The organism is Prevotella micans F0438, from assembly GCF_000243035.1.
Lineage (GTDB): Bacteria > Bacteroidota > Bacteroidia > Bacteroidales > Bacteroidaceae > Prevotella > Prevotella micans.
The window spans coordinates 799,496-820,723 of sequence record NZ_JH594521.1 but is presented as its reverse complement, the minus strand read 5'-3'; the positions used below and the strand labels follow the sequence as shown (position 1 = coordinate 820,723).

Here is a 21,228-nt window from a genome sequence, read left to right as displayed (position 1 = left end):
TCCACAACGGCTACAATTCAGCTACAGAATTTTTTGAATTTCAAAAATTGTAGCCAAGAGTGGCTACAGAGTACATCAAGAGTACGTAAGAATTGCTCATCATTTGGAAATTATGTTGAACTTTGCAGCATAGCAGTGGATACAAATGGCTACACTGTTTTTTGGTTTTGGCTACACAAAATCCATACTATGGCTACAATTAAAAACAAGTATTTATGAAGTCAATTTTTAAGTCAACCTTCTATCTTAGAAGTAATTACGTGAACAAAGAAGGGAAGAATCCTGTGATGTTGAGAATCTATCTCAACAATGAGCGTCTCTCGATCGGCTCAACGGGAATCTCTGTTTTGAAGTCTCTTTGGGATATTGACAAAGAACGTCTCAAAGGTCGAACAACTGAAGTCCTGAGGACGAATTTGCAACTCGATAATATCAGTAATGGGTTGCTTAATATCTTCCGCCGTTTGGAGTTTTCAGATGATTTGTGTTTGGAACGAATCAAAGAAGAGTTTTTAGGAAAGAAAGGAGACATAGATACGTTTATGGCTCTTTTCGAGAAGCATAATGAAGACTTCCGAAAGCAAGTAGGAGTTTCTGTATCTGCTACTACTTTGCGAAAGTATGAATTATGCAAGCGTCACTTTGCAGAGTTCCTGAAGCAGAAATATGGTCGGACAGATATAAAGTTGTGTGAATTAACTTATACTGTCATCTATGATTTTGACCTTTATCTTCAAACAGTTGCCGGGCAATGTCGTAACACAGCAACAAAGACAATGAAGATTTTTAAGACAATAACCATTTTAGGTCGGAAATTGGGTGTGCTGCACCATGATCCGTTTGCTAATTACCATTTTCACTTGGAGCTTGTCGACAGAGGATTTCTCGCTGATGAAGAAATTCTCAAAATTGTGAATAAAAAACTTACGATACCTCGTTTATCTCTTGTCCGTGATATATTCATTTTCTCATGTTTCACAGGGCTATCATACATAGATGTTGCCAATCTCACGCCGGAACATTTAGTTAATATGGACGATAAACAGTGGATTATGACGAAGAGACAGAAAACGAATGTAGAATCTAACATTTTGCTTCTTGATATTCCAAAGCAGATTATAGCTAAATATAGCCATAAGACTTATCGTGATGGTAAACTGTTTCCTGTATTAAGTAATCAAAAAATGAATGCTTATCTAAAGGAAATAGCTGACATTTGCGGTATTGGCAAAAATCTTACTTTCCATATGGCTCGCCATAGAGGGTTTTATAAACGTCAAATAACCAATAGATTAACTTGTTTATTAATGAAGGTAGGTAACGATAAGGAAACCAGCGAGCTTCTATACTCCACCTTATTTTGCCATTTCAAAGAACCACTTTATTTATTGCAAAGATAAAGGGATATCATGAGAAAAAAGAATTTTCTCTCACGAATTTTTTGTAAAGCCGTCCGTTTGGTGGCTTTTTGTTTTCTGTGTATTCTGTTCTTTAGATGAAATGCAGTCTCCGAAGACTGCGTTTTTTGTTTTCGTTCTGTTTCTCTCCCTACACATCCTTCCTTAGATAGAAATTAGGTGCTGTTTGCTTCAGAAGAGGTCGTTTCGGAGCCGGGCGAGCGAAATCATTGGGACAATAAATGCTATACTGTATTTTTCTGGGAATCAATGCGGTATTTCCATATATTATCACTAACTTTGCAAAATAAGTCAAGTTATTGTAATTGAAAGACAAATTAAAACGTATGGAATTTCAAAAAATCAACAGGATAAAAGTTGTGTTAGCTGAGAATGGTAAAACAGGAAAATGGCTAGCGGAACAAGTTGGTAAAAATGAAGCAACCGTTTCGCGATGGTGCTCCAACAAGATGCAACCCTCGCTTGATATGCTTGTTAGAATTGCAGAACTTTTGAACGTAAACCCTCGCCAACTTATTAACGGTGGCAACAAAGATTAAAAACTGATAGTAGATGATATTATTGTAATTGAATTCATATGAGCGTAATAACACCATCTAAAGAGCAAAGCAAACGTTCGGCTGCTGATATTTTTGCAGCCTTTGAATATCAGTGGAATTACTTTGTGTTAATGCTATTAAAAGAAAACGATGATGCTGCAACTGTTAGCTTTGAGTTGCTTGATGATATTGATACACAAACGGAGGAGGGTATAACCCTATATCAAATAAAACATAGTGTTCGTAAAAGTTCAAAAGGAAAAACGATTAATTTAAGCAATCGAGATACTGATTTGTGGAAAACTATTTCCATTTGGATGAAGTTTATTGAAGAACAACCAGATATTTTAGAAAATTCAACGTTCCAATTGATAACTAATAAAGAGATCTCTGAAAATGCATTTGTAAAGGCAATTGAAGCTTACAAGGAGACCCTTTCTGATGATAAACTAAAATCAGCTATTGACGCTATCAAAGAAAGTGAAAGATTGAAAAATGGAATAGTAACACCTAATACCTCTAAAAAGAAAGGCCTAGATGTTTCAAACATAATAACAGAACTACTTGATAAGCCTTATTGGGGAGAATTTTGCAAGCGAATTACAATATCAAGAACAGCTGATATATTAAAAGAAAAGATCAAAAATACGATAAGTTTTCGTTTTGGCATAATTCCTGAACATATAAATGAGGTATATGGACCACTTATGACAAAATTAAGAGATGATTCTATCGAAAATATCGAAAGTGGAAAGCCTGTAATATATAATGGCTCAGTTTTCAGAGATAGATATCATGCCATACTTGATATTGGTCGTAAGAAGCTTAATTTTAGGTTCGACTATAGTCTTGATAGTTTAAGTGGAGACTTTCGTGATTTTCTATTTATAAAGCAGCTGATTTCTATTGACGACACAAAAGATGATGATTTAGACAGAATAGCTGATCTGACAAAAAACTGGTTATTTTTTAACAATAATCTTCAAGAACATTGGAATAATAATGATATAATACATGAAGATGTAAAAAGGTTAACAGAAGATGTATATGCAAAATGGCGTACTTATTACTATTCTAACCATCGTCGAATAAAATCAGAAGCAACATGTAATGAATTGTGCGAGGCTGGATGCAATACTGTCGATTCAATGAGACAGTGTGAATTTTTATTGGCAGATACACCCTTAGGAAATTTTTTAAGTGAAGGGTGTATTTATTATTATTCCAATTCTGCAACAGAAATAATTCCAGATTTACCATTGATAGGTTGGCATCGTGATTGGAAAAATAAATTCAAGAAGTAATGAACAGAGTTTACAATAATGAAGCAATAATTATGGCATGTATTGTTCATCTTCTCAGAAGAAGGAATATGGATATGCCAATATCTTATATCATGGTTACTTTGCTAATAGATAATCAGTTGGGGGCGATTATTCGTAAGTCCCAGAATTTTGAAGACCTTTCTGATTTGATTAGTAACCAAGGATTAATTTCTCGTAAATTAGCTTCTTTTGGACCATATTTCATAAATGCTATGGTAATTCTCAAGCAAAGTAAGGTTATTGATATCTCAGACGATGTTGTGCAATTAATTGATTATTCTTTTCCTGATGAGAATTTACGTTCTAAGCGATTAGACAGAATTATTAAAGATGCTCATGTTTTATTGGATATGTGTAGTAACTTATCTTCCAAAGAAATTTATAACAAATTGAATGTACAATTATGAATCTATATATTGCTAGCATAAAGTTGTGGTTCAAGGGGTTTAAAGAAAATACAGAAAGATCGATAACCTACTCGTTCGAACCAAATAAAATTAATGTTATTACAGGAGACTCTTCCACAGGTAAGTCTTCTATACTTGATATTATTGATTACCTCCTGTTATCAGATAATCCCACTATAGTTGAGAATATTATTAATGAAAATGTTGAATTCTATGGAATGAATATATTTCTTGAAGAAAGAAGCTACATCCTAATGAGGAAGGCACCTCATTCAGGACAAGGTACGCAAGATGTGTATTGGAAGGAGCAAGAGGAATATCCTATGCCATACATACAGACTCACTCTGTGGGTGAGATGAGAACAATTCTGACAAGGATGTTTTATGTTCCTCAGCATGAAACTAAAGTTGGTAATCGGAAGTGCAATATGACCTTCAGGCATTTTTTGCCATTTAATTATCTAACAGAGGATATTATTTCATCAGCAAACACTTATTTTGATACGGCATTTTTTATTAATCGTAGTTATGATGCTTTCCTTGATTATGCATTAGAACTTGTTAATGGTATTCAATATCATGATGCAAAGGCGATAACAGCAAAAATTGAAAAAGCTATAAAGGATTTAGAGCAATATCAGAAAAAACATCAAATAGCTCAAGAAAATGCGACAAAATATAAAGCTAGTCTCACTTCTATTTATGATGACGCTGTAAGTCTCAACCTTATTCCTGCAGATAATTTTTTTGTTCGTGAGAATGCACATGAAATGCTACATTATATCAAAGAAACTTTAGCTGCCTATAATAAGCTGATAAAAAATGATGAGGATACAAAGAAATTGGAATTGCTTAAAAAAGAGAGGTATGAATTAAATAATAAATTAAGTATCTATAATTCTTTACTAGCTGAAATGCAGAAGCAAAAGTCCTCAGGAAAAAAGATTCAAGATAGTTTGCGTCCTATTACTTTTATAAAGGAGCACATAGATGAAGTCATAACATCTCCTGAAACTTTCGAACTTCTTAATTTGTTAGAGAAGCAACTAGTACAAATCAAGGAGTCCAGAAAGGAGAAGCCCAAATTACCTCATGATTTTGCTTTAAGGTACGAAGAATTAAAAGATAAGCTTAAGGTATGTGAGAGCAAATTGAAAGAATTAACGATTCTTCGTGAAACCATAGCAAATCCCAAATGGCTAGAACGGGCAATAGGTCTTAAATACCGATTAGAAAATTTGAAAAGACCAAAAGAGGATACTTATCAGGTAAGTACAGAGCAAAATATGATTTCTTTAATTGAGTCTTTGAAGATAGAGCTGAAGAATATGTCTTTATTGCCCCATGATGTAAAAGAGGAATTGAATGGTTATATAAATAAATATTTTCACTCAAGCAATGGCATAGTAGATTCTTATCCAGATTCTACAATGCGTTATGATGATGATGAAAGAAGAATCTCTTTGCTAAAAAATGGAGAAGATTATCCTGTTCGAAATATTGGAAGTAAATCAAACTATATGTTCTTGCATTTGTGTTTCTTTTTGGGGCTACATGAGTCTATAATGTTTCATCGGTCCAAACATGTTGGCTCATTTCTATTTATTGATCAGCCAAGTATGCCATATTATGCAGATAAGGGTACGCTTGATAATGACGATAAGAAACAACTTATAAAGGCTTTCCGTCTGCTCAATGAATTTATGGAAGAGATTATTGGAAACCAAAACAGGAGTTTTCAGATGATATTAATTGAGCATGCGGATGAATCATATTGGAAGGATTTAGAGTATTTCCATACTACAGCAAAGTTCTCTAAAATTGATCAAGGAGGCTTAATTCCTAAATATATCTACGAATAATGGTAAACTTAAAATTAGGAGTCCCTACAATAGCCACAGTACAAAAAGTAGGCAATAAGTTAAAGGAAGAAGGTGTAGCATTTTCTTCTAAAGCAGATGATATGTCGTTTGCTTCTGAATTTATTTCAACATTAGTAAAAAACACATTCAAGTTTGATATTTTCTGTCAGTTTGATTCTATAGAGTCTTTAGACATGAATCCGTCATATAGATTTGTACACAAGATTTTTGATGACAAAGATGATATAGTTAAACAATCTAACAATCTTGCTAGACACCTTTATGATCAAAGCATACACCCTAATATTGCTAATGGTGAGTTTTATGTAATTTACATTGATGGTTGCATACTTAACAATGAAACAGTTGATGCACTTATGCTTCTCAAAACAGAAGCTAAAGATAGCTTTTTAACCGTATCCTATGAAAATGGAGAATATTCCATCAAACCGCAGTTAGGCTTGAGTACAAAACACTTGGATAAAGGTTGCTTAATTTTTAATACAAAATCAGAGGAAGGGTACTTGATTTCAATCGTGGAAACATCAACTATTCGTCAAGATGGTAGATATTGGTCGAATAACTTCCTATATGTTAAGGATATTATCACCGATTTTCAATATACAGAAAACATAGCGAACTTTTGCTCTTTTATAGTGCAAAAGGTAAGTAAAGAACATCCTGAAAAATCCTTGAAATTAGCGAAGGTGTCTCGAAGAATTACACAAATGTTGCAAGATGATGGTGCCGAAATTAATACAAATGAATTGATTTCATCATTAGCAATAGATGACGAAGTAGCATCCTTATTACCAGAGTGTCGAAAGGAATATGAAGATAGAACAGGAAAAATACCAGAAATATTTAAATGCACACAAAATGCGACGAAAAGAAAAGCTATAACAAAGGCAAACATTATAAAGATAGGGACAGATTTTGAACTTAAGGTGTTAGATGCGTCTGCCTTTATTGAACAAGGATATGATGATGAGAAGAAAAAGAATTTTATTAAACTATACTATGGATAAGTATCATAGTATCCAAAGGTTTCGAACACATCTAAGGTATGACGATAAGACTATTGCCCCTGAATGCTAGGCAAATATATAACCTTTTTTGTACATTTCTTCTTTTTCACAAACATCTCATAATATATTCAATTTGATCGTATGAACCGTCCGTTGGGCGGCTTTTTGTTTTCTGTGTATTCCGTTTTATTGCTGTCCGGTAAAAATAAACTGAAAGCTCTGTATCTCTTTATCCATCGGTATTGCAGCCGTTTTACTCATCCAGGGGCTTGGTTTTCAATTTCAAACTGTAAGCATTATAAAATGCACTTATTTTGACAAGAAAAGACCTATAATAACCGATAATTCTAAGAAATAATAAGTTTAAGTCTATTTTAACTAACACAGATAGCCCCCAAAAAGTTTTACCGGACAGCAATAATTCCGTTTCTATGATAAATGCAGTCCCCTGAGACTGCGTTTTTTGTTTTCGCCCTGCTTCTCTCCCTGCACATACTCCACTTATGCTCGTGTATCATGTCGGGATCGGTTGTTCGTTGTCAGCGGCAAAGGTAGTTCTGGGCTTCTACGGACAAAAAAGGTCGGAGCGGTAAGCCGTTTAGACGACAATCTCCACACTTCCATTTCATTGCAGGTAGTATTCTCGCCGTAAAACCTTGTTTGTCCTAAACCCTACCTTTTTACGCCACTGAAACGAAAACGACCGACCCGACGGAAAGACGCATAAAAAAATGTCGGATATGCGAGAAGCAGGGAAAAAGAAAAAGTTGAAACTCAAACTCCCTCACCTCTGGAATCCGCATAAAATCAGACAAGATGATTTATCCCGACATAAGAACGGGATAGATAACCGTTCAAGAAGAACAGACAGAGTAAAGCGTTCGGCAAATTTGCCGAACGTTCCTTTTCTTTCTTATACTTACTTTGAGTGACCAAAAAATCCTAAAGAAAAAGCATCTCGTTACTTTTGACAGTGAGTTGAGACGGCTCAAAAGTAACAAAAAGCCGCTACTAAATGACTCACAACAGCTTCCTGAACTTCATCTCTGCCAATCTGTTGATTTCATCTTTGTAGGTTTCAAGATGATGCAGGATGATGTTCTCCACATAGATGCCGATGGTCATATCTTTATTCCTCATAGACATGACTATCTCCGCCAATATGTCTTGCAACTCTTTAGCAATATAGATGGTCTTGCGATTTTTCAAAGTGTTGCGACAGATGAAAAGCGACTCATAATCCCCCTTGTCGGACTTTCGCCTTTCTCTTCTTTGGTGTCTTGAAAAATCCTTTAACATTGGCTCGTCATTTGGACGTTCCGATTCGACACTCTGCTCTTCAGATTGAGAGTGTTCTATCTCACTCTCTTTTCTTTTCATGGGAATACCCTGTGAAATAAGTTCTCGGATGGCAACGGGATCTACCTTGCCGTTTTGGTTCTCTGTCATACTTCCTTAATTTTTATTGTCGTACAATTCACTGTTCATTACGTTGCCAAGATATTTACCGATGGAGATGAATACATCCGTTATCGGAGATATATCCAATAATTGGCTTGTACCAGCAGGGCTACATCCTTTTGTTCATACCCTTTCTGTGGAGATGTTAATTAGCGTCCATCAATACAATCGTTCGAGTGTATCTGCTTTCGCACATTCCCACGTTCGAGTGAAAGAATCAAGGATATGTTCTTTGGTATATACCCTCGCCTATATCGTTCATCGAAACGTGATGTTATCGAAGACGCACCCCCTCACCGACATATTCGACAGTGCAAATATATGGCTCGGTGATGCTGTAATCAGTGTGATTTCCTTTAGTGCGTACTTGTGGCGTCAATTTGGATAGTTATGGCTTCATATGAGGTAATGGAGTTAGACATGACGCTTAGTAATTTTGCACCCAAGCGGTAAGCCGAAGCTTTCGAGACATAAAGCGCTCTTTTTTGAGTGATTCGTTTTCGTCCTTCATGGACAGACTTATTTGCATCGGGCAAATAGCAAGGTATGTTTTATGCAGCACGACTCCGTTTTTGCAGCATAAAACCCTTGCTCTTGCAGAGAGCTGAAAAAACTCCGAAGTCGTTTTTTCTTGGAGGAGAGAATGCCACATTCTGAATGCCGGTTACGCCGTGAAACACTAAAATCCAAAGTAAGAAATGAAAATGAAGAAAATTCGGAGCGCACGCTCCAAAGAGAAGACAGAAAAGCGTGTTTCGGTCAATTTCACGCCGACGGAATACGCTCATTTCCTCACGATGAAAGAGGAAAGCGGTGTGCCAAGTCTGTCACTATTCATCAAGGCAAGGGTCTTTAACGAGACTTTCCGAGTGATAAAAGTGGATCGTTCCTTGCTTGACTATTATCAAAAACTGACGACTTTGTACGGACAATTTCGCAGTGTCGGAGTGAATTACAACCAGACAGTTGTCGCTTTGAAGAGCAACTTTACTGAGAAAAAAGCCTTTGCAATGCTTGCCAAGTTGGAGAAAATGACGTTTGAATTGGCAATAATTGGAGGTGAAATCGTACAACTCACCCGTGAGTTTCAGGAGAAATGGCAACATCGGCAATAGCCTTTTACTGTGCATTATTATTCCTTAATGAACAAAAATCAGGCTTCCCTCTCATTTTGGGAAGCCTGATTAAGCATTTGAATGCATTTATCGTTTCTTGTATTTTCCGCCTTTCAGGTCACTCTCAACCATTCGTTTGTTCATTTTCTCTCGGAGGTCATCAAGGAAATAGGTGCGACTGTCATCCTTGCGGTGTTTCATGTTCATATAGACGTTGTAGCAGTTCTTGATTTCTACACCCAAGATTTCAGAAAAGGCATCTGCCAATTCTTCTATACCAATTTCACCATCGTTAATACAGCCATAGGTATCGAGTGCATAGAGTAGTTCGACCAAGTCTGTTGCCCTGCCTGTCCAACGGAGTTTCTTCGCAGGTCTGACTGGCAAAGCAGGAAGAAGCCCCTGCATTCGCATCCTCAACAATAGCAACTCTGTGTCAATAACACAGAGCAGTTCCGATACATTTTTTCCCCATTTCGGTTGTTATACCTATTTTTTCAACCATACCTCTTAAATGGAATCGAGTAAAGTTCAATGTGCGAAACAATGAAACAAGATTTTCTTCACTATTCCCCAACTTTATGATTTCTCTGATAAGGTCATCGGTTGCTTCCGTACTTTTATTAGAGAATAGCATCTCAAAAGATGCGTTTTTAATAAGTCTTTTCATATTGCCTGATGGTTTTTGCAGGCAAAGTTCTGAAGATTGTTCAGGGCAAAATAACCCTCAAACGGCAAGTAATATCCCTATTGCATAAAACTCACAAAGAGTCGAGATATTGCTTGGGTTTTATTCTGTGATATTTGCGGAAAGCCTCCGTGAAGTGGCTGAGATTGGCATATCCGATTTTATAGCCTACTTCGGATACAGAGTAAAGACGAGTGGAAAGCAGTCGTTTTGCCCATTCCATCTTTTCGGATAGGGCATACTCGGCAATCGCCTTGCCGATAACCTGCTTGAAGCATTTTTGCAGTTTGGAGCTGCTCATTGCTGCTTCACGTGCCAGTTCGGGAATGCTCGGTACGTTGTTTAAACTTTGTAAAATCCGGCGACGGACACGGAATACTGCTTCCACATCGTTCAAATTCAAGTTGGAAAGAGATTTTACTTCCGAACGCTTTTCGAGTTTTTCAAGGAATATTGTCAGCAGTTCTATTGCCTTTCCGTGCAGATGGAGGGGAGAGAAAGGCGCATTGCTTTTGGCTATCGCCTTGATGCCATCCAATACTTGTTGCATCGCAGGTGTGATAGTCTCGAAGAGATAAAAAGACTTGTCCGACAGGAGCAACCGACCGATATAGGTTTCGTGAGCCGTATCCATTTGCTCTATCCAATCCTTGTTGAAAGTCAATGTGATGTTTTCATACTGCCGTTTAGGCGCGAAAGTCCATTCCGTAGGGATATTGCTCGAAGGCATAAAGATACCGTCAAGTGTATCCACCCCAACCGTTTTCGTGCTTGTACCGATAATCTGCTCGTGTTTATGCTCGTTGATATAAAACATCACGGGAATCCATTTCGAGTTTTCCACCGAGCGACGCACCATTGTCATCGGTTCGTATGCCATAAAACTGATGTAGGTCAATGTGAGCCACGGCAACGGGTAGTATTGCTTGAAAAAGCCGCTGCCCACCGAAGGCGGAATGGTAAAACCGTTATCCGTTACCGATGTGCCAAATTGCTCGGCAACCATCTCCATCCAATCTTCAGGCTTATTGATTGCACAAAATTCTATGATCATATCATTATACCTTTCTGCAAATTTATAAATAAACAAGGATAAAAAAGAAGATTTCCTTATACTTTTATCCTTGTTGAATCACATGCTCTATAAAAAAATAAGAGTATTCCTTTTTGAGGGAATACTCTTGCGATATGGGATTTACTCAAACGCGACTAAACTTGAAGGTACTCCCACGGCAGTAACAACGGGTGTTTGCGAGCATTCGCCCGTCTTGGTATTGTAGGTATAGTAGCCCGTTCCGTTATTGCACGTCATACCAAAGACGATGAAATCTTTGTAGCGGGTTATGGCAAAAGAACCGTTACTGTCGGTCATCGGCAAATCGATTTTTTCGATGGTTTTGTTCCAAATGTCGATTTTCACGGGCTGGAAGTCTTTCTTGAGTATTCCGAATTCAGTGTCCGTTACTTTCAGACAACTATATACTATGCCGTTACCTGCATAGTAAGACTTTATCATATATTGCCCGGTCTTGCCCATTCCCTTGATGGTCGTTTTCGACAGGTTGAACAGGTAGTCAGCATCCCATTGGTCGCTTCCCTTGCGGATACGCAGGAATCCTTCCTTATCGGCAACGTTGAAGTTGTTGCCGGCACTGTAAAAGTAGATGTCGCCCCGCTCGTCTATGAATGCATCGGAGTGACGAAACAATCCGACCACACTTGTGCGGCTGTCCTTGATGACCTCGGTCTTTTTCGTTTTAAGGTCAACAACAGCCACCTCTGCCCCCGTCCCCGGTACGGAGGTGTGGGGCGAATTGAGCTGGTTGAGGGCTACATACATCTTTCCGTCTCGAATGACATTGCATCCGGGATCGGGATTATTGTCCTGAACGGCATAAGGCGAGAGGTCGATTTCATCCTCCTTTTGCAACGTAGCGGTATTGATTAGTGCAATCTTGCCCCTTCCGTGCAAAGCAACGTATGCCCGCTGTTCGTCGATGAAGTTGATTTCTCCGGGTTGCGCCATCTGTTCAAAAGTCATCGTACCTGCTTTCTGCAGCTCGCCGTGCACTCCTCTTGTAAACTTGTGTACCTTATCTCCGAATTTCCCTTCGGGCACAAGTACCGTGTTTCCTTTTGCGAATAGATAACACCCAAAGCCGAATTCGAATGCTTTCTTGTTGTCTGTTGCTTGAGGAGTCAAATCGCCGAACGTGCCGACATAAGCACTTTTGTCCACATAATGTACAAAGGCAAAATGCTGTAGCACATCGTTGGGCGTAGGTTTTGGGTCGTCGTTCTTGTCGCAAGATGTCAGCCCTATGGAGCCGACCAGCATAGCAGAAAAAGCTATGTTCTTCAATGTTGTTGTTCTCATTCTTATTTATGTTTAGAATTATAAAATACCTTTCGAGAAGACGTATCTGAATTTAAGGTGAAACGTCCGTCCCGCCAACGGCTGACGGAACTGATCCCACACTTCTTTGTTCATCAGGTTGTGGCATTCCAAGGCGATGGAATATTTGTTTTTATAAGTCAGTAACAGACCTATATCATAGACGAAACTGCGAGGAATGCGCCGTTTCTGCAATTCGGTAAGTTCCCAAAAGTAGAAGAACTCTTCCGTGAACTTCCCGTCCCAGAATGCCTTGACATACCAGTTCTTGAACAATCGGTCGCTGTGATATTCCGCTCCGAAGTTGGCAAATAGGTAGGGAATATTCGGCAATCGCAAGCCTTTTGTCGGATTGAGGGCTTGAGTGCCCGGCAAATAGTCCAAGACATCGCGCACATCCTGATAAGTCAGATTTCCGTAGGCATAGAGCGTCGGCGTTATATCCAGTTTCAACTCGGTCTCTATACCCTTGATATGCACCTTTTCCGCATTCACATATCCGGCTGCCATATGTTGTTTCATCAGTTTTATCATATCGCTCACCTGCATATAAAAGCCATTTACTTCAAATTGCAATCGCGACAGTCCGAGTACGCCGTTTTTATCTATCAAGAAGCCCAGATTGAAGTTGTGGCTTTTCTCCGGTTTCAGTCCGGCAGCAGGAAAGGTGATGATACCGTCGCCGAACAACTCTTGCGAATTGGGGAGGCGTATTGCCCGTTGGTAAGATGCCTTCAGATGAAAGCCTCTGAACGGTTCGTACTTCATTGCCTCTATCCAGCCGATCTGCGATGTCGTATTGCTCTTTTTTTTCGGAGCCTCAATCATCTCGTATGACGTCAAATCCTCTATCTCGGAGTGGAGATGGAAATACTTTGCAGAGAACATATTCGTCAGTTTCCTGCCGAAGAGTTTCGCCTCCCAAGTCAGTCCCGAAGCGACACTGGTCTTTTTGCTTGGAAATCCTCCGATGACAAAACCAGCATGCTGACTCGCAATGTCATCGCTCGGTTGTCTTCGGGCATAGTTGATAAGCGTGTTCAGGTTCAGACTATGATTGGTGGACAATCTGTAATCAAGGTTGAGGCGTTCGTTGATTTCCAAACCTTTGTCGTTCGAGTTGTGAGGGACATCTCCCGTTTCTCCCTGTCCGTTCGGACTCGGATATATGTTTCCCTCGAAATCGTGATTCACCCGTGCCGTATCCACAAAATTGTTCGTTGTATGTGATAGGGAGAAATGCGACTCGAAGTTAAGGCGGTTGTTCAGTACCCCGCTTTTCATCAGCTTGTTTTCGAGCATAAACATTCCTGATTTGTTTTCGGCGTGCTGGATATTCTTCAATACTCCTTGTATCTCATTGAAACGGTTGTAATACCCGAACTCAGTACTAATCTCATCGAACCAAAGTTTTGTGAAAGCGACTTTTCCTTTCAGCATATACGAACGAAAACGGTCGTGGTCTCGCTTTACCAATAGGTTCTCTCTTTCAGGAACTCTAAATGAGTAATCATTCTTTGCCGATGTATAATAACCTCCCGCACCGAGCAGAATACCGCTCTTCGGAAAGTTCTTGCGCGAGAAGACACTTCCCTTGTGTGTCCGGTAAGAACCCAGTTCGTACGAAGCATCCAAATAGTCCGTACTGAACTCCTTCGTGACGATATTGACGGCACCACCCAAGCCATCGCAACCGAAACGTGCAGGGATAATGCTTTTATAGACCTCTATCCGTTCGATAATATCTATCGGAATCTCATCAAGCGAAAAGGCTCCATCCGACGTATTCATCGGAATACCATCCCAAAGAATCTGAATGCGGTTTCCTTCCAATCCGTGAACGATAATCCTCGAACTGCTTCCCAATCCACCTGTCTGCCCGACCTTCAAACCAATGGTCTTGTTCAAGATGGTTTCTAAAGAAACGGAACGACCTTGCAATTCCTTTGCATTTATCACTGAAACCGCTTCGGGCGACTCTCTGATAACCTGTGCTTTTGTTTTTCCAAAGACGACCACATTTGCCAATTCTGTCGATTCCGGACGTAACTTCAGGGTATGACGCTTTTCATTTGCCGTAATTGTGTCGGTAATTGTCTGATAACCTACATAACTCACTCTTAGTACAAGTTTTTGATGGGCATGGATATTTAGTCTCGCCACTCCTTTTCTGTTGGTGGTTGTACCGTTCTTGTACGAAGAATCGTTCAGACCTTTCCATTGCACAGTGGCAAATTCTATACTGTTTCCATTCTCTGCATCAATAACTTTTATTTCGATGGAATGCTGTTGCGCGAACATCGGATAAGCCCACAGCAATAGGATGCTGACGATGAGCACTCTTTTGTATAAATGAACTATTGAGTCGATTGACATATCTTATCTGTTTATGAAAACCCGTGCAAAATTACCCACCTATAAAACAGATAAATAACCCTACTATTCACACTTATACCCCTATTGAGTTTTATATGTGTCAAGTTATCGTTTTCGGGCAGTGTAATGCTCATTCGGGTTATTTTACCCCTGTGCGTCTCCGTACTTTTGCATCTTAGAAAATCAAAACGATACATACATATGAATAAACAAAAAATCAAACCTCTCGATGAGGAACGGGAGAGCCGCAGCCTGCTCTCCAATGCGGTGGTCATACTGCATCTCGTTTTCGGCACACTGCCTCTGCTGCTCGTGGTGTGGGCGGTGGACAGACTGATGAGCGACACGCTCACTTCTACGGCGATATGGATGGTTGGAGCGGCAATGCTGCTGTTCGCCCTGCTTCGCGGCGTGTTTTACGGAACGTCGATCTGGCGGGCGCACCGCTCGGCTTACAACGCCCTCACACGGTTGAGGTTGCGTATCGTGAGCCACTTGCAACGGCTGCCGCTCGGCTTCTTTCAGGAGCGGAAGGTGGGTGACTTGGTGAACATCATCAACCACGACGTGGAGCAAATCGAGATTTATCTGGCACACGGATTGCCCGAAATCCTCTCGGCAACGCTTTTCCCTGCTTTGCTTTGGGTAATTGTTATGGTATTGGACTGGCGGCTGGGACTGTCGCTCATCTCGCTGCTACCGTTGGCATTTCTTTTGCAGATGGCAGTTAAAACGTTTTGGGGCAAGAGTTTCCGACACTTTATGGAAAATACGCAGAAGATGTCGGAAGACCTTCTGGAATATGTGGCTACAATACCAATCATTAAAGCATTCAGCCACGAAGAGACCCGGACAGAGCGAGTTCTCGGAGGTATGCGCGATTATATCCATTGGGTGAAGCGGAGCATGTTCAGCGTTACTGTTCCGATGACGCTCATCACGATGTTCTTGGAGGGCGGTATCGTGGTAATGACCCTTGTCGGGCTAAGGTTGATGAGTTCGGGCGAACTGACCGTAGCACGTTTCATCCTCGCCCTGATATTGGGTGGACTGTTCTCATATTCCTTTGCCAAACTGGCTACGTTCCAGCATTTCAGGATTGTCTATGGTCAATCGTTGGCGAAGGTTCAGTCGATTACCGAAGTACCTGCAAAGGATACGGCAGACAGGGATACGGATGCCATGCAGACCGATGTCTGTTTCGAGCATGTGACATTTGCCTACCCGAATAAGAAAGACTGTGCGTTGTGTGATGTCAATCTGCAATTTCCCAAGGGTAGCCATACGGCTATTGTGGGCGAATCGGGGTCAGGCAAAAGCACACTGGCAAGCCTGATGATGGGTTTCTGGCAACCGCAGTCGGGAACCGTTCGACTGGGCGGCGAGAACCTTGCGGAACTCTCCGAACACAACATTGCCGATTTCTTTTCTATGGTGCAACAAGAGGTATTCCTCTTCAACACGAGCATTCGGGACAATATCCGTATCGGCAAGCCCTCCGCTACGCAAGAGGAGGTGGAAACAGCTGCACGACGTGCACGCATTCACGATTTTATTACGGGGTTACCCAATGGTTACGATACTTTGGCAGGCGAAGCCGGCGTAAAATTCTCCGGCGGAGAGAAACAGCGCATTTCCATTGCACGGATGTTGCTCAAAGACTCGCCGATTGTCATCCTCGACGAAGCCACCGCTGCCTTGGACGGGGAGAACGAGAAACTCATTCAAGAAGCTCTTGATGAATTGCAGCGTAACAAGACCGTCATCACCATCGCCCACCGTCTCAACACCATTCAGGATATGGAACGTATTGTCGTGATGGACAAGGGAAAGGTTGTGGCGACGGGAACACACGGAGAATTGATGGACAACTGCCCACTATATCGCAATATGACGGAAACACAGGAACGGGTAAGCAAATGGCAACTGAAAGAGGAGGAGGTATAAACAATGATACGCAATATATTGAATGAATTGACCGTTCGCGGAGTGCGGCATCTGATAATCTCCGCACTGTTTTTCGTGGTTTATGCCCTTTGCGGAACGGCAATAATGCTTACTGTCCTGTTCCTTATCGACCGCCATATATCGGGCGAAAGCGTTTCGCTCATTTCGGCAGCGTGGATACTCGTTGGTCTGCTGATTTTGAAAACCATATCCAATGCCGTAGCCGATATGAGCAAGCACTTTGCCGGCTTCGATCTCGTGGAGCGCATCCGTGAGAAGATCATCTTGAAACTGAAAATGTTCTCGCTTGGCTTCTACACCAATGAACGGCTGGGCGAGATAAGTACTGTCATTCACAAAGACGTGGACAATATGGAAATGGTGGTGGGGCACCTTTGGACACGGATGTCCGCTGATTTCATCGTGGCGCTGATACTCGGCATCGGGCTGTTCTGGGTGGACTGGCACATGGGGTTGGCGATGATTGCCATCCTTCCTATTGCCCTCTTCTCCTTGTATCGGGGCATCCGTTCGGGAATGAAAGCACAGCAGGAGGCGCAGGACGGTCTGACGGATATGGTCAGTCTCTTCGTTGAATACGTCAAGGGCATACCTATGCTGAAAGTCTTCGGAGGAAAAGGAATGTTTCGTGACAGACTCGACCACTCTGTTAGTGAATTTGGAGAAAGCAGTAAGAATGCTTCTCGTTTGGCAGCTGTGAGTGTGGGTAGATACACCTTTCTGATAGAATTGGCTTTTGCACTGATGGCAACGCTTGGTCTTTGGTGGACTTGGCGTGGCGAACTTTCCCTTTTCGCTTACCTGATGTTCGTCATCGTATCGAAGGAGTTCTACAAGCCCTTTGTCAATATGGAGAGCCATTGGCTGAACTACATCAAGGTAAAGGACAGCTACGAACGCATTTCCCGTCTGTTGGATGCTCCCGTGATCGTCGATCCCGACCAACCGAAAACGGCGGAACGCTTCGACCTCTCGTTTGATGGTGTCGGTTTCCACTATGAAAAAGAGGGGTTCGAGATGAAAGACCTCACGTTCAACGTACCCGAACGGACGGTAACGGCTCTTGTCGGCTCGTCAGGGTCGGGGAAAACCACCATCACCAATCTGCTGCTCCGCTTCTGGGAACCGCAGGCAGGCTGTATCCGTATCGGCGGAGTGGACATACGGGAAATGGACTACGATTATCTACTCGGCAAAATCAGTGTGGTAATGCAGAACGTCATTCTCTTTTCCGACACCATTGCCAACAATATCAAGGTGGGCAACCGCAATGCCACACAGGGGGAAATCGAGGAAGCCGCACGTCGGGCGATGATACACGACTTCATCGTCAGTCTGCCCGATGGTTACGAAACGAAAATTGGGGAGAACGGTTTGGGACTCTCGGGTGGACAGAAGCAACGCCTCTCCATCGCTCGCGCCTTCCTCAAAGATGCTCCGATCCTCCTTTTAGACGAGATAACGAGCAATGTCGATCCCGTCAATGAGTACAAAATACAGCAAGCAATGTCTGTGCTTATCCGAAAGCGCACGGTCTTGGTCATTGCCCACCATTTGCAGACCATCCGCAATGCCCACCAGATTATCGTGATGGACAAGGGACAGCTTATGGAGAAGGGTATGCACGCCGAACTCGAAGCTAAAGGCGGAATGTATTGCAAACTGCTGTCGATGCAGTAAGATCGCTAAAAAAGAACAGGTAGTAAGACGCATTTATCTTACTGCCTGTTCTCATATTCAGGTAGTGTCCGAAAAAGTGTGTAAGCGTAGTTGTTGCTTTTTTACCACAGGGGCATGCCCCTGTGGTAAAAACTTTGTGGTTTTCTTGTTATTATCCATTTATTTGATACTCCGCTCTTGGAAGTAGGGCAACCTCCTAGCATAAGTCCTTTCTGTCATCTCTCGGGCAACAGATCCTAAAAGGAATACGACGGCACCAGCCGAGGGTAAAGCTCCGCGCATACGTAACGTACGCTTATAGCTGCGATTGAGGCGCTCCACCCAGGTCGTGGAGTAAATCATACGACGAACTTCTTCTGGGAATCTCAGATAGGTGAAGTAGCCTATATTGCGAGGGGAAGACAGAGAGAGGAAACTCCTGTAACTCTTACCCCAACGCTCTGCAAATGTACACAATTTCTCAAATGCCTTGATGGGAGTAAGTCCTATATCTCGAATAGGGAATAACTCATCCAACTCCTGTGTCATCTGAGCTTTATCCCTTTTAGACACAACATTAAGGGCTTGTCGTTTGAAATGGACAACACATAACTGATGAGCTGACTGAGGGAAAGCCGAGCAAATAGCGCGTTCAATACCCTGTAAGGCATCTGAGATAATCAGATCTATCCGTTCCACGCCCCGAGTTTTGAGTGCTTTCAACTCCATCTCCCAATTCAACGCTCCCTCTGTGGGATGATTCACCACACAAAGCACCTCGCGACTACCATCAGGAAGTAGACCGAGCATCGTGTAGTAAGCCTCCTTAGAGACACTATCCTCTCGCCGAGTAAAGGCAAACGTTGCATCAATGTACACTGCCAAATAGTGAGGAGACAATTGGCGTTCTAACCACTTGTAGATCTCTGCCTTACTCGTGTTGGACAGGAAGCTAACTTGCTGTTTACTATAGTGATGACCATAGAGGCGTTCGCACACGGCGCCAATATCTTCGCACGAAAGTCCTCGCGTATAAAGTTCATGGAGGAGAAGGGCGCGTTCGCTTTCTTGATGCGAAAGAATGCCCAAAATTAGGGGCTCGAAACTCCCTGAACGAGTACGTGGAATGCGAAGCTCAAAGCTACATCCATAGCCCCGCCATCGACGGGGACGGAAACCATTGCACTGTTCTCCTTTATGCTCTTGGACAAAAAGAGAACGTTCTTGCTTGGAGAAGGTGTTCAATAATATACGAATAAGTTCGTTAATACCTGACTCCGATGATAGCATTTCCGAAATAAATGCCGACTTTTGTGATGTTGTAAGCTCCATTGTTCTTAGTTTGTTTTTCTTGTTACCACAAAGTTAAGAGCTATGGGGCTTACACACTTTTTTAGGACAGTATCCATATTCAACTGTACCATCCACCTTTGCCATAACACACAAGTAGCGGAGGACTTGTTCTCTTCTTTTCGGTCAGTCTTCTGATTATCCATTTACGGAAACTTTTGGCTTGTGGAGAAGCAAAACGAAATGACAGCATCGTTATCATTTCAATATTATATAAATCCACTGCACCACCCTTAAACAATAGCGTTTGCATCACCTCATCTTCTCTGAGTAATCCTTCTTTGAAGATAGACTTGATGTGGCTGTTTACTTTGCCGGAGAATACGCCGAATAAATCGGCTATTTCGCAAGCCGACATCCAAATGGAAGTCGTAGGAACGTGTACGTTCCCATTCTCCTCAATGGTTATGAATTCTCTTTTCATAGTAATTCAATATTCATTGCTTTTTCTTCTTTCGATTAACCTATCCATATCCTCCGCAATCTTTTTCTCGGAAATCCTCGCATAGGTCTGCGTGCTGGTAATGGATGCGTGTCCCATCATCTTGGCAATGCTCTCCGTACAAACTCCCTCGGAAATCAAGAACGATCCGAAGCTGTGCCGGGCTTGATGGTAGGACAGATTCTCTTTCCGTCCGATAATGACACCGAGTTCGTGTATCTCAAACCACATCATATCTCTGCTCGGCAATGGAAAGACCGGCTGCGTGTCATCAGTCGTATTGTATAAATCAAGTATCTGCTCCGCTATCGGATGCAGGGGAATGAATGACTCTACTTTCGTCTTCTTACGGTTGATGCGAATGTATCTTCTATCGTCGGCAGTCCGCCCGATATGGTGCGGATAAAGCAATTGTGTATCGACATAGGCAAGTCCCGTAAAACAGGAGAAGATAAAAGTCCTGCGAGCCAATTCCTTCAATGGGTCATTGGCGGGCAGTTTCAGTTCTAGCAGTTGTTTGAGTTCCGCTTTGCTGATGTGCATTCGTTTGGAGGGCGGTTTCTTCTCATACTCCAACTCTTCCAAAGGATTGGCACGGATAATCTCATGGTCTACGGCAAGATATATCAGTCTGTTCAGCCAACAAAGGCAATGGTTGGTCTGCGATGCCCCGAAGTTCTTGTACCGCTTCAGGTATACCTTATATTCCCGTCCGAATTCCTCGGTGATGTCCGAAAAGGCAATGTCCGCCTTGCCTTTCGAGTCCAAGAACTCACGGATATAGCTCTGGTAATACCGAGAACTCCTGTAGGTCGAAGTGGAGTCGATTTCCTTGGAACGGACGGCAAGGCGTTCCCGTTCCCTTTCTCCCATTTGGAGCAAATGGGTAGGAATGACCGCCTGACCTGCTATCCTGTTTTTCAATAGTTCGGCACTGACCACACCCTGCTCTTTGAGCATTTCATCATAGAGCCGCTCCGCATACTTTCGAAACTCTTTCAGGCGGTTGTTCGTCCGCACGTCCGCGGTCTCTGCTTTTTTTGCATTCCATTGTTTGGGATTGCAAGTAATACCCGTGGTTATCGTCGTGCTTTTCCCGTCGATGGAGATTCGGCAAAGTACGGAAGTTGTACCATCCACACGTACCTTGTTGCGATTGATATAGAGTAGTAAAGAAAATGTGCTACGCATAATT

Annotated in this window: 18 protein-coding genes; 9 read left to right on the top strand and 9 right to left on the bottom strand. The window is 41.9% G+C overall.

Annotated features, from left to right (window positions below):
- Positions 1-215 precede the first annotated feature (215 nt).
- The 6 genes from HMPREF9140_RS03400 (at position 216) to HMPREF9140_RS03375 (ending at position 6,579) form a co-directional block, all read left to right on the top strand.
- Positions 216-1,400, top strand: a complete 1,185-nt coding sequence (locus HMPREF9140_RS03400) for a site-specific integrase (RefSeq protein ID WP_006951772.1) — start codon at positions 216-218, stop codon at positions 1,398-1,400.
- Positions 1,401-1,744: 344 nt separating this feature from the next.
- Positions 1,745-1,957 (top strand): helix-turn-helix transcriptional regulator, encoded by a 213-nt coding sequence (locus tag HMPREF9140_RS03395; protein WP_026253257.1) that lies wholly within the window; start codon positions 1,745-1,747, stop codon positions 1,955-1,957.
- 38 nt (positions 1,958-1,995) lie between these two features.
- Positions 1,996-3,261 carry a dsDNA nuclease domain-containing protein gene (locus tag HMPREF9140_RS03390; protein WP_006951769.1) on the top strand — a complete coding sequence of 422 codons (1,266 nt, stop codon included), beginning with the start codon at positions 1,996-1,998 and terminating at the stop codon, positions 3,259-3,261.
- A complete protein-coding gene (locus HMPREF9140_RS03385; RefSeq protein WP_006951767.1) occupies positions 3,261-3,689 on the top strand; it encodes a hypothetical protein in 429 nt (142 codons plus the stop codon). The genes HMPREF9140_RS03390 and HMPREF9140_RS03385 overlap by 1 nt, the downstream gene beginning before the upstream one ends.
- The gene (locus tag HMPREF9140_RS03380; protein WP_006951765.1) at positions 3,686-5,551 is read left to right on the top strand and encodes a DUF3732 domain-containing protein; all 1,866 of its coding nucleotides are present in this window, start codon (positions 3,686-3,688) and stop codon (positions 5,549-5,551) included. Before HMPREF9140_RS03385 ends, HMPREF9140_RS03380 begins: the two co-directional genes overlap by 4 nt.
- Positions 5,551-6,579 carry a nucleoid-associated protein gene (locus HMPREF9140_RS03375; RefSeq protein WP_006951763.1) on the top strand — a complete coding sequence of 343 codons (1,029 nt, stop codon included), beginning with the start codon at positions 5,551-5,553 and terminating at the stop codon, positions 6,577-6,579. Before HMPREF9140_RS03380 ends, HMPREF9140_RS03375 begins: the two co-directional genes overlap by 1 nt.
- A gap of 1,020 nt (positions 6,580-7,599) precedes the next feature.
- Here HMPREF9140_RS03375 and HMPREF9140_RS03370 read toward each other — a convergent pair.
- Entirely contained in the window at positions 7,600-8,028 is a 429-nt protein-coding gene (locus HMPREF9140_RS03370) for a DUF3408 domain-containing protein (RefSeq protein WP_006951759.1), read from the bottom strand.
- Between the two features lie 710 nt (positions 8,029-8,738).
- Here HMPREF9140_RS03370 and mobA point away from each other — a divergent pair.
- Positions 8,739-9,155: a conjugal transfer protein MobA gene (gene mobA, locus HMPREF9140_RS03360; RefSeq protein WP_004371349.1), complete on the top strand. Its 417-nt coding sequence runs from the start codon at positions 8,739-8,741 to the stop codon at positions 9,153-9,155.
- An 87-nt stretch (positions 9,156-9,242) separates the two neighbouring features.
- Here mobA and HMPREF9140_RS03355 read toward each other — a convergent pair whose 3' ends face one another.
- From HMPREF9140_RS03355 to HMPREF9140_RS03335, 5 genes are all read right to left on the bottom strand, one after another.
- Positions 9,243-9,569 (bottom strand): RteC domain-containing protein, encoded by a 327-nt coding sequence (locus HMPREF9140_RS03355; RefSeq protein WP_004371348.1) that lies wholly within the window; start codon positions 9,567-9,569, stop codon positions 9,243-9,245.
- A 22-nt stretch (positions 9,570-9,591) separates the two neighbouring features.
- Complete coding sequence (locus HMPREF9140_RS03350; RefSeq protein WP_004371347.1) at positions 9,592-9,825, bottom strand: hypothetical protein; 234 nt, start codon at positions 9,823-9,825, stop codon at positions 9,592-9,594.
- A gap of 91 nt (positions 9,826-9,916) precedes the next feature.
- Positions 9,917-10,897, bottom strand: a complete 981-nt coding sequence (locus tag HMPREF9140_RS03345; protein WP_006951754.1) for a helix-turn-helix domain-containing protein — start codon at positions 10,895-10,897, stop codon at positions 9,917-9,919.
- Positions 10,898-11,038: 141 nt separating this feature from the next.
- The gene (locus HMPREF9140_RS03340; protein WP_006951753.1) at positions 11,039-12,220 is read right to left on the bottom strand and encodes a hypothetical protein; all 1,182 of its coding nucleotides are present in this window, start codon (positions 12,218-12,220) and stop codon (positions 11,039-11,041) included.
- An 18-nt stretch (positions 12,221-12,238) separates the two neighbouring features.
- Positions 12,239-14,614 carry a TonB-dependent receptor gene (locus HMPREF9140_RS03335; RefSeq protein WP_006951752.1) on the bottom strand — a complete coding sequence of 792 codons (2,376 nt, stop codon included), beginning with the start codon at positions 14,612-14,614 and terminating at the stop codon, positions 12,239-12,241.
- Between the two features lie 201 nt (positions 14,615-14,815).
- Between HMPREF9140_RS03335 and HMPREF9140_RS03330 the strand changes: the two genes are divergently transcribed.
- Together HMPREF9140_RS03330 and HMPREF9140_RS03325 are read left to right on the top strand one after the other, a co-directional pair.
- Complete coding sequence (locus tag HMPREF9140_RS03330) at positions 14,816-16,561, top strand: ABC transporter ATP-binding protein (protein ID WP_004370834.1); 1,746 nt, start codon at positions 14,816-14,818, stop codon at positions 16,559-16,561.
- A 3-nt stretch (positions 16,562-16,564) separates the two neighbouring features.
- On the top strand, positions 16,565-18,262 hold the full coding sequence (locus tag HMPREF9140_RS03325) for an ABC transporter ATP-binding protein (protein ID WP_006951741.1): 1,698 nt from the start codon (positions 16,565-16,567) through the stop codon (positions 18,260-18,262).
- A 159-nt stretch (positions 18,263-18,421) separates the two neighbouring features.
- Here HMPREF9140_RS03325 and HMPREF9140_RS03320 read toward each other — a convergent pair whose 3' ends face one another.
- The 3 genes from HMPREF9140_RS03320 to HMPREF9140_RS03310 all read right to left on the bottom strand — a co-directional run bounded on the left by HMPREF9140_RS03320 (position 18,422) and on the right by HMPREF9140_RS03310 (position 21,224).
- Positions 18,422-19,573 (bottom strand): IS256 family transposase, encoded by a 1,152-nt coding sequence (locus HMPREF9140_RS03320; protein WP_006951739.1) that lies wholly within the window; start codon positions 19,571-19,573, stop codon positions 18,422-18,424.
- A 79-nt stretch (positions 19,574-19,652) separates the two neighbouring features.
- A complete protein-coding gene (locus tag HMPREF9140_RS03315; RefSeq protein ID WP_006951737.1) occupies positions 19,653-20,015 on the bottom strand; it encodes a hypothetical protein in 363 nt (120 codons plus the stop codon).
- Positions 20,016-20,021: 6 nt separating this feature from the next.
- Positions 20,022-21,224, bottom strand: coding sequence for a site-specific integrase (locus tag HMPREF9140_RS03310; protein ID WP_006951734.1), 1,203 nt, complete (start codon positions 21,222-21,224; stop codon positions 20,022-20,024).
- Positions 21,225-21,228: the final 4 nt, after the last annotated feature.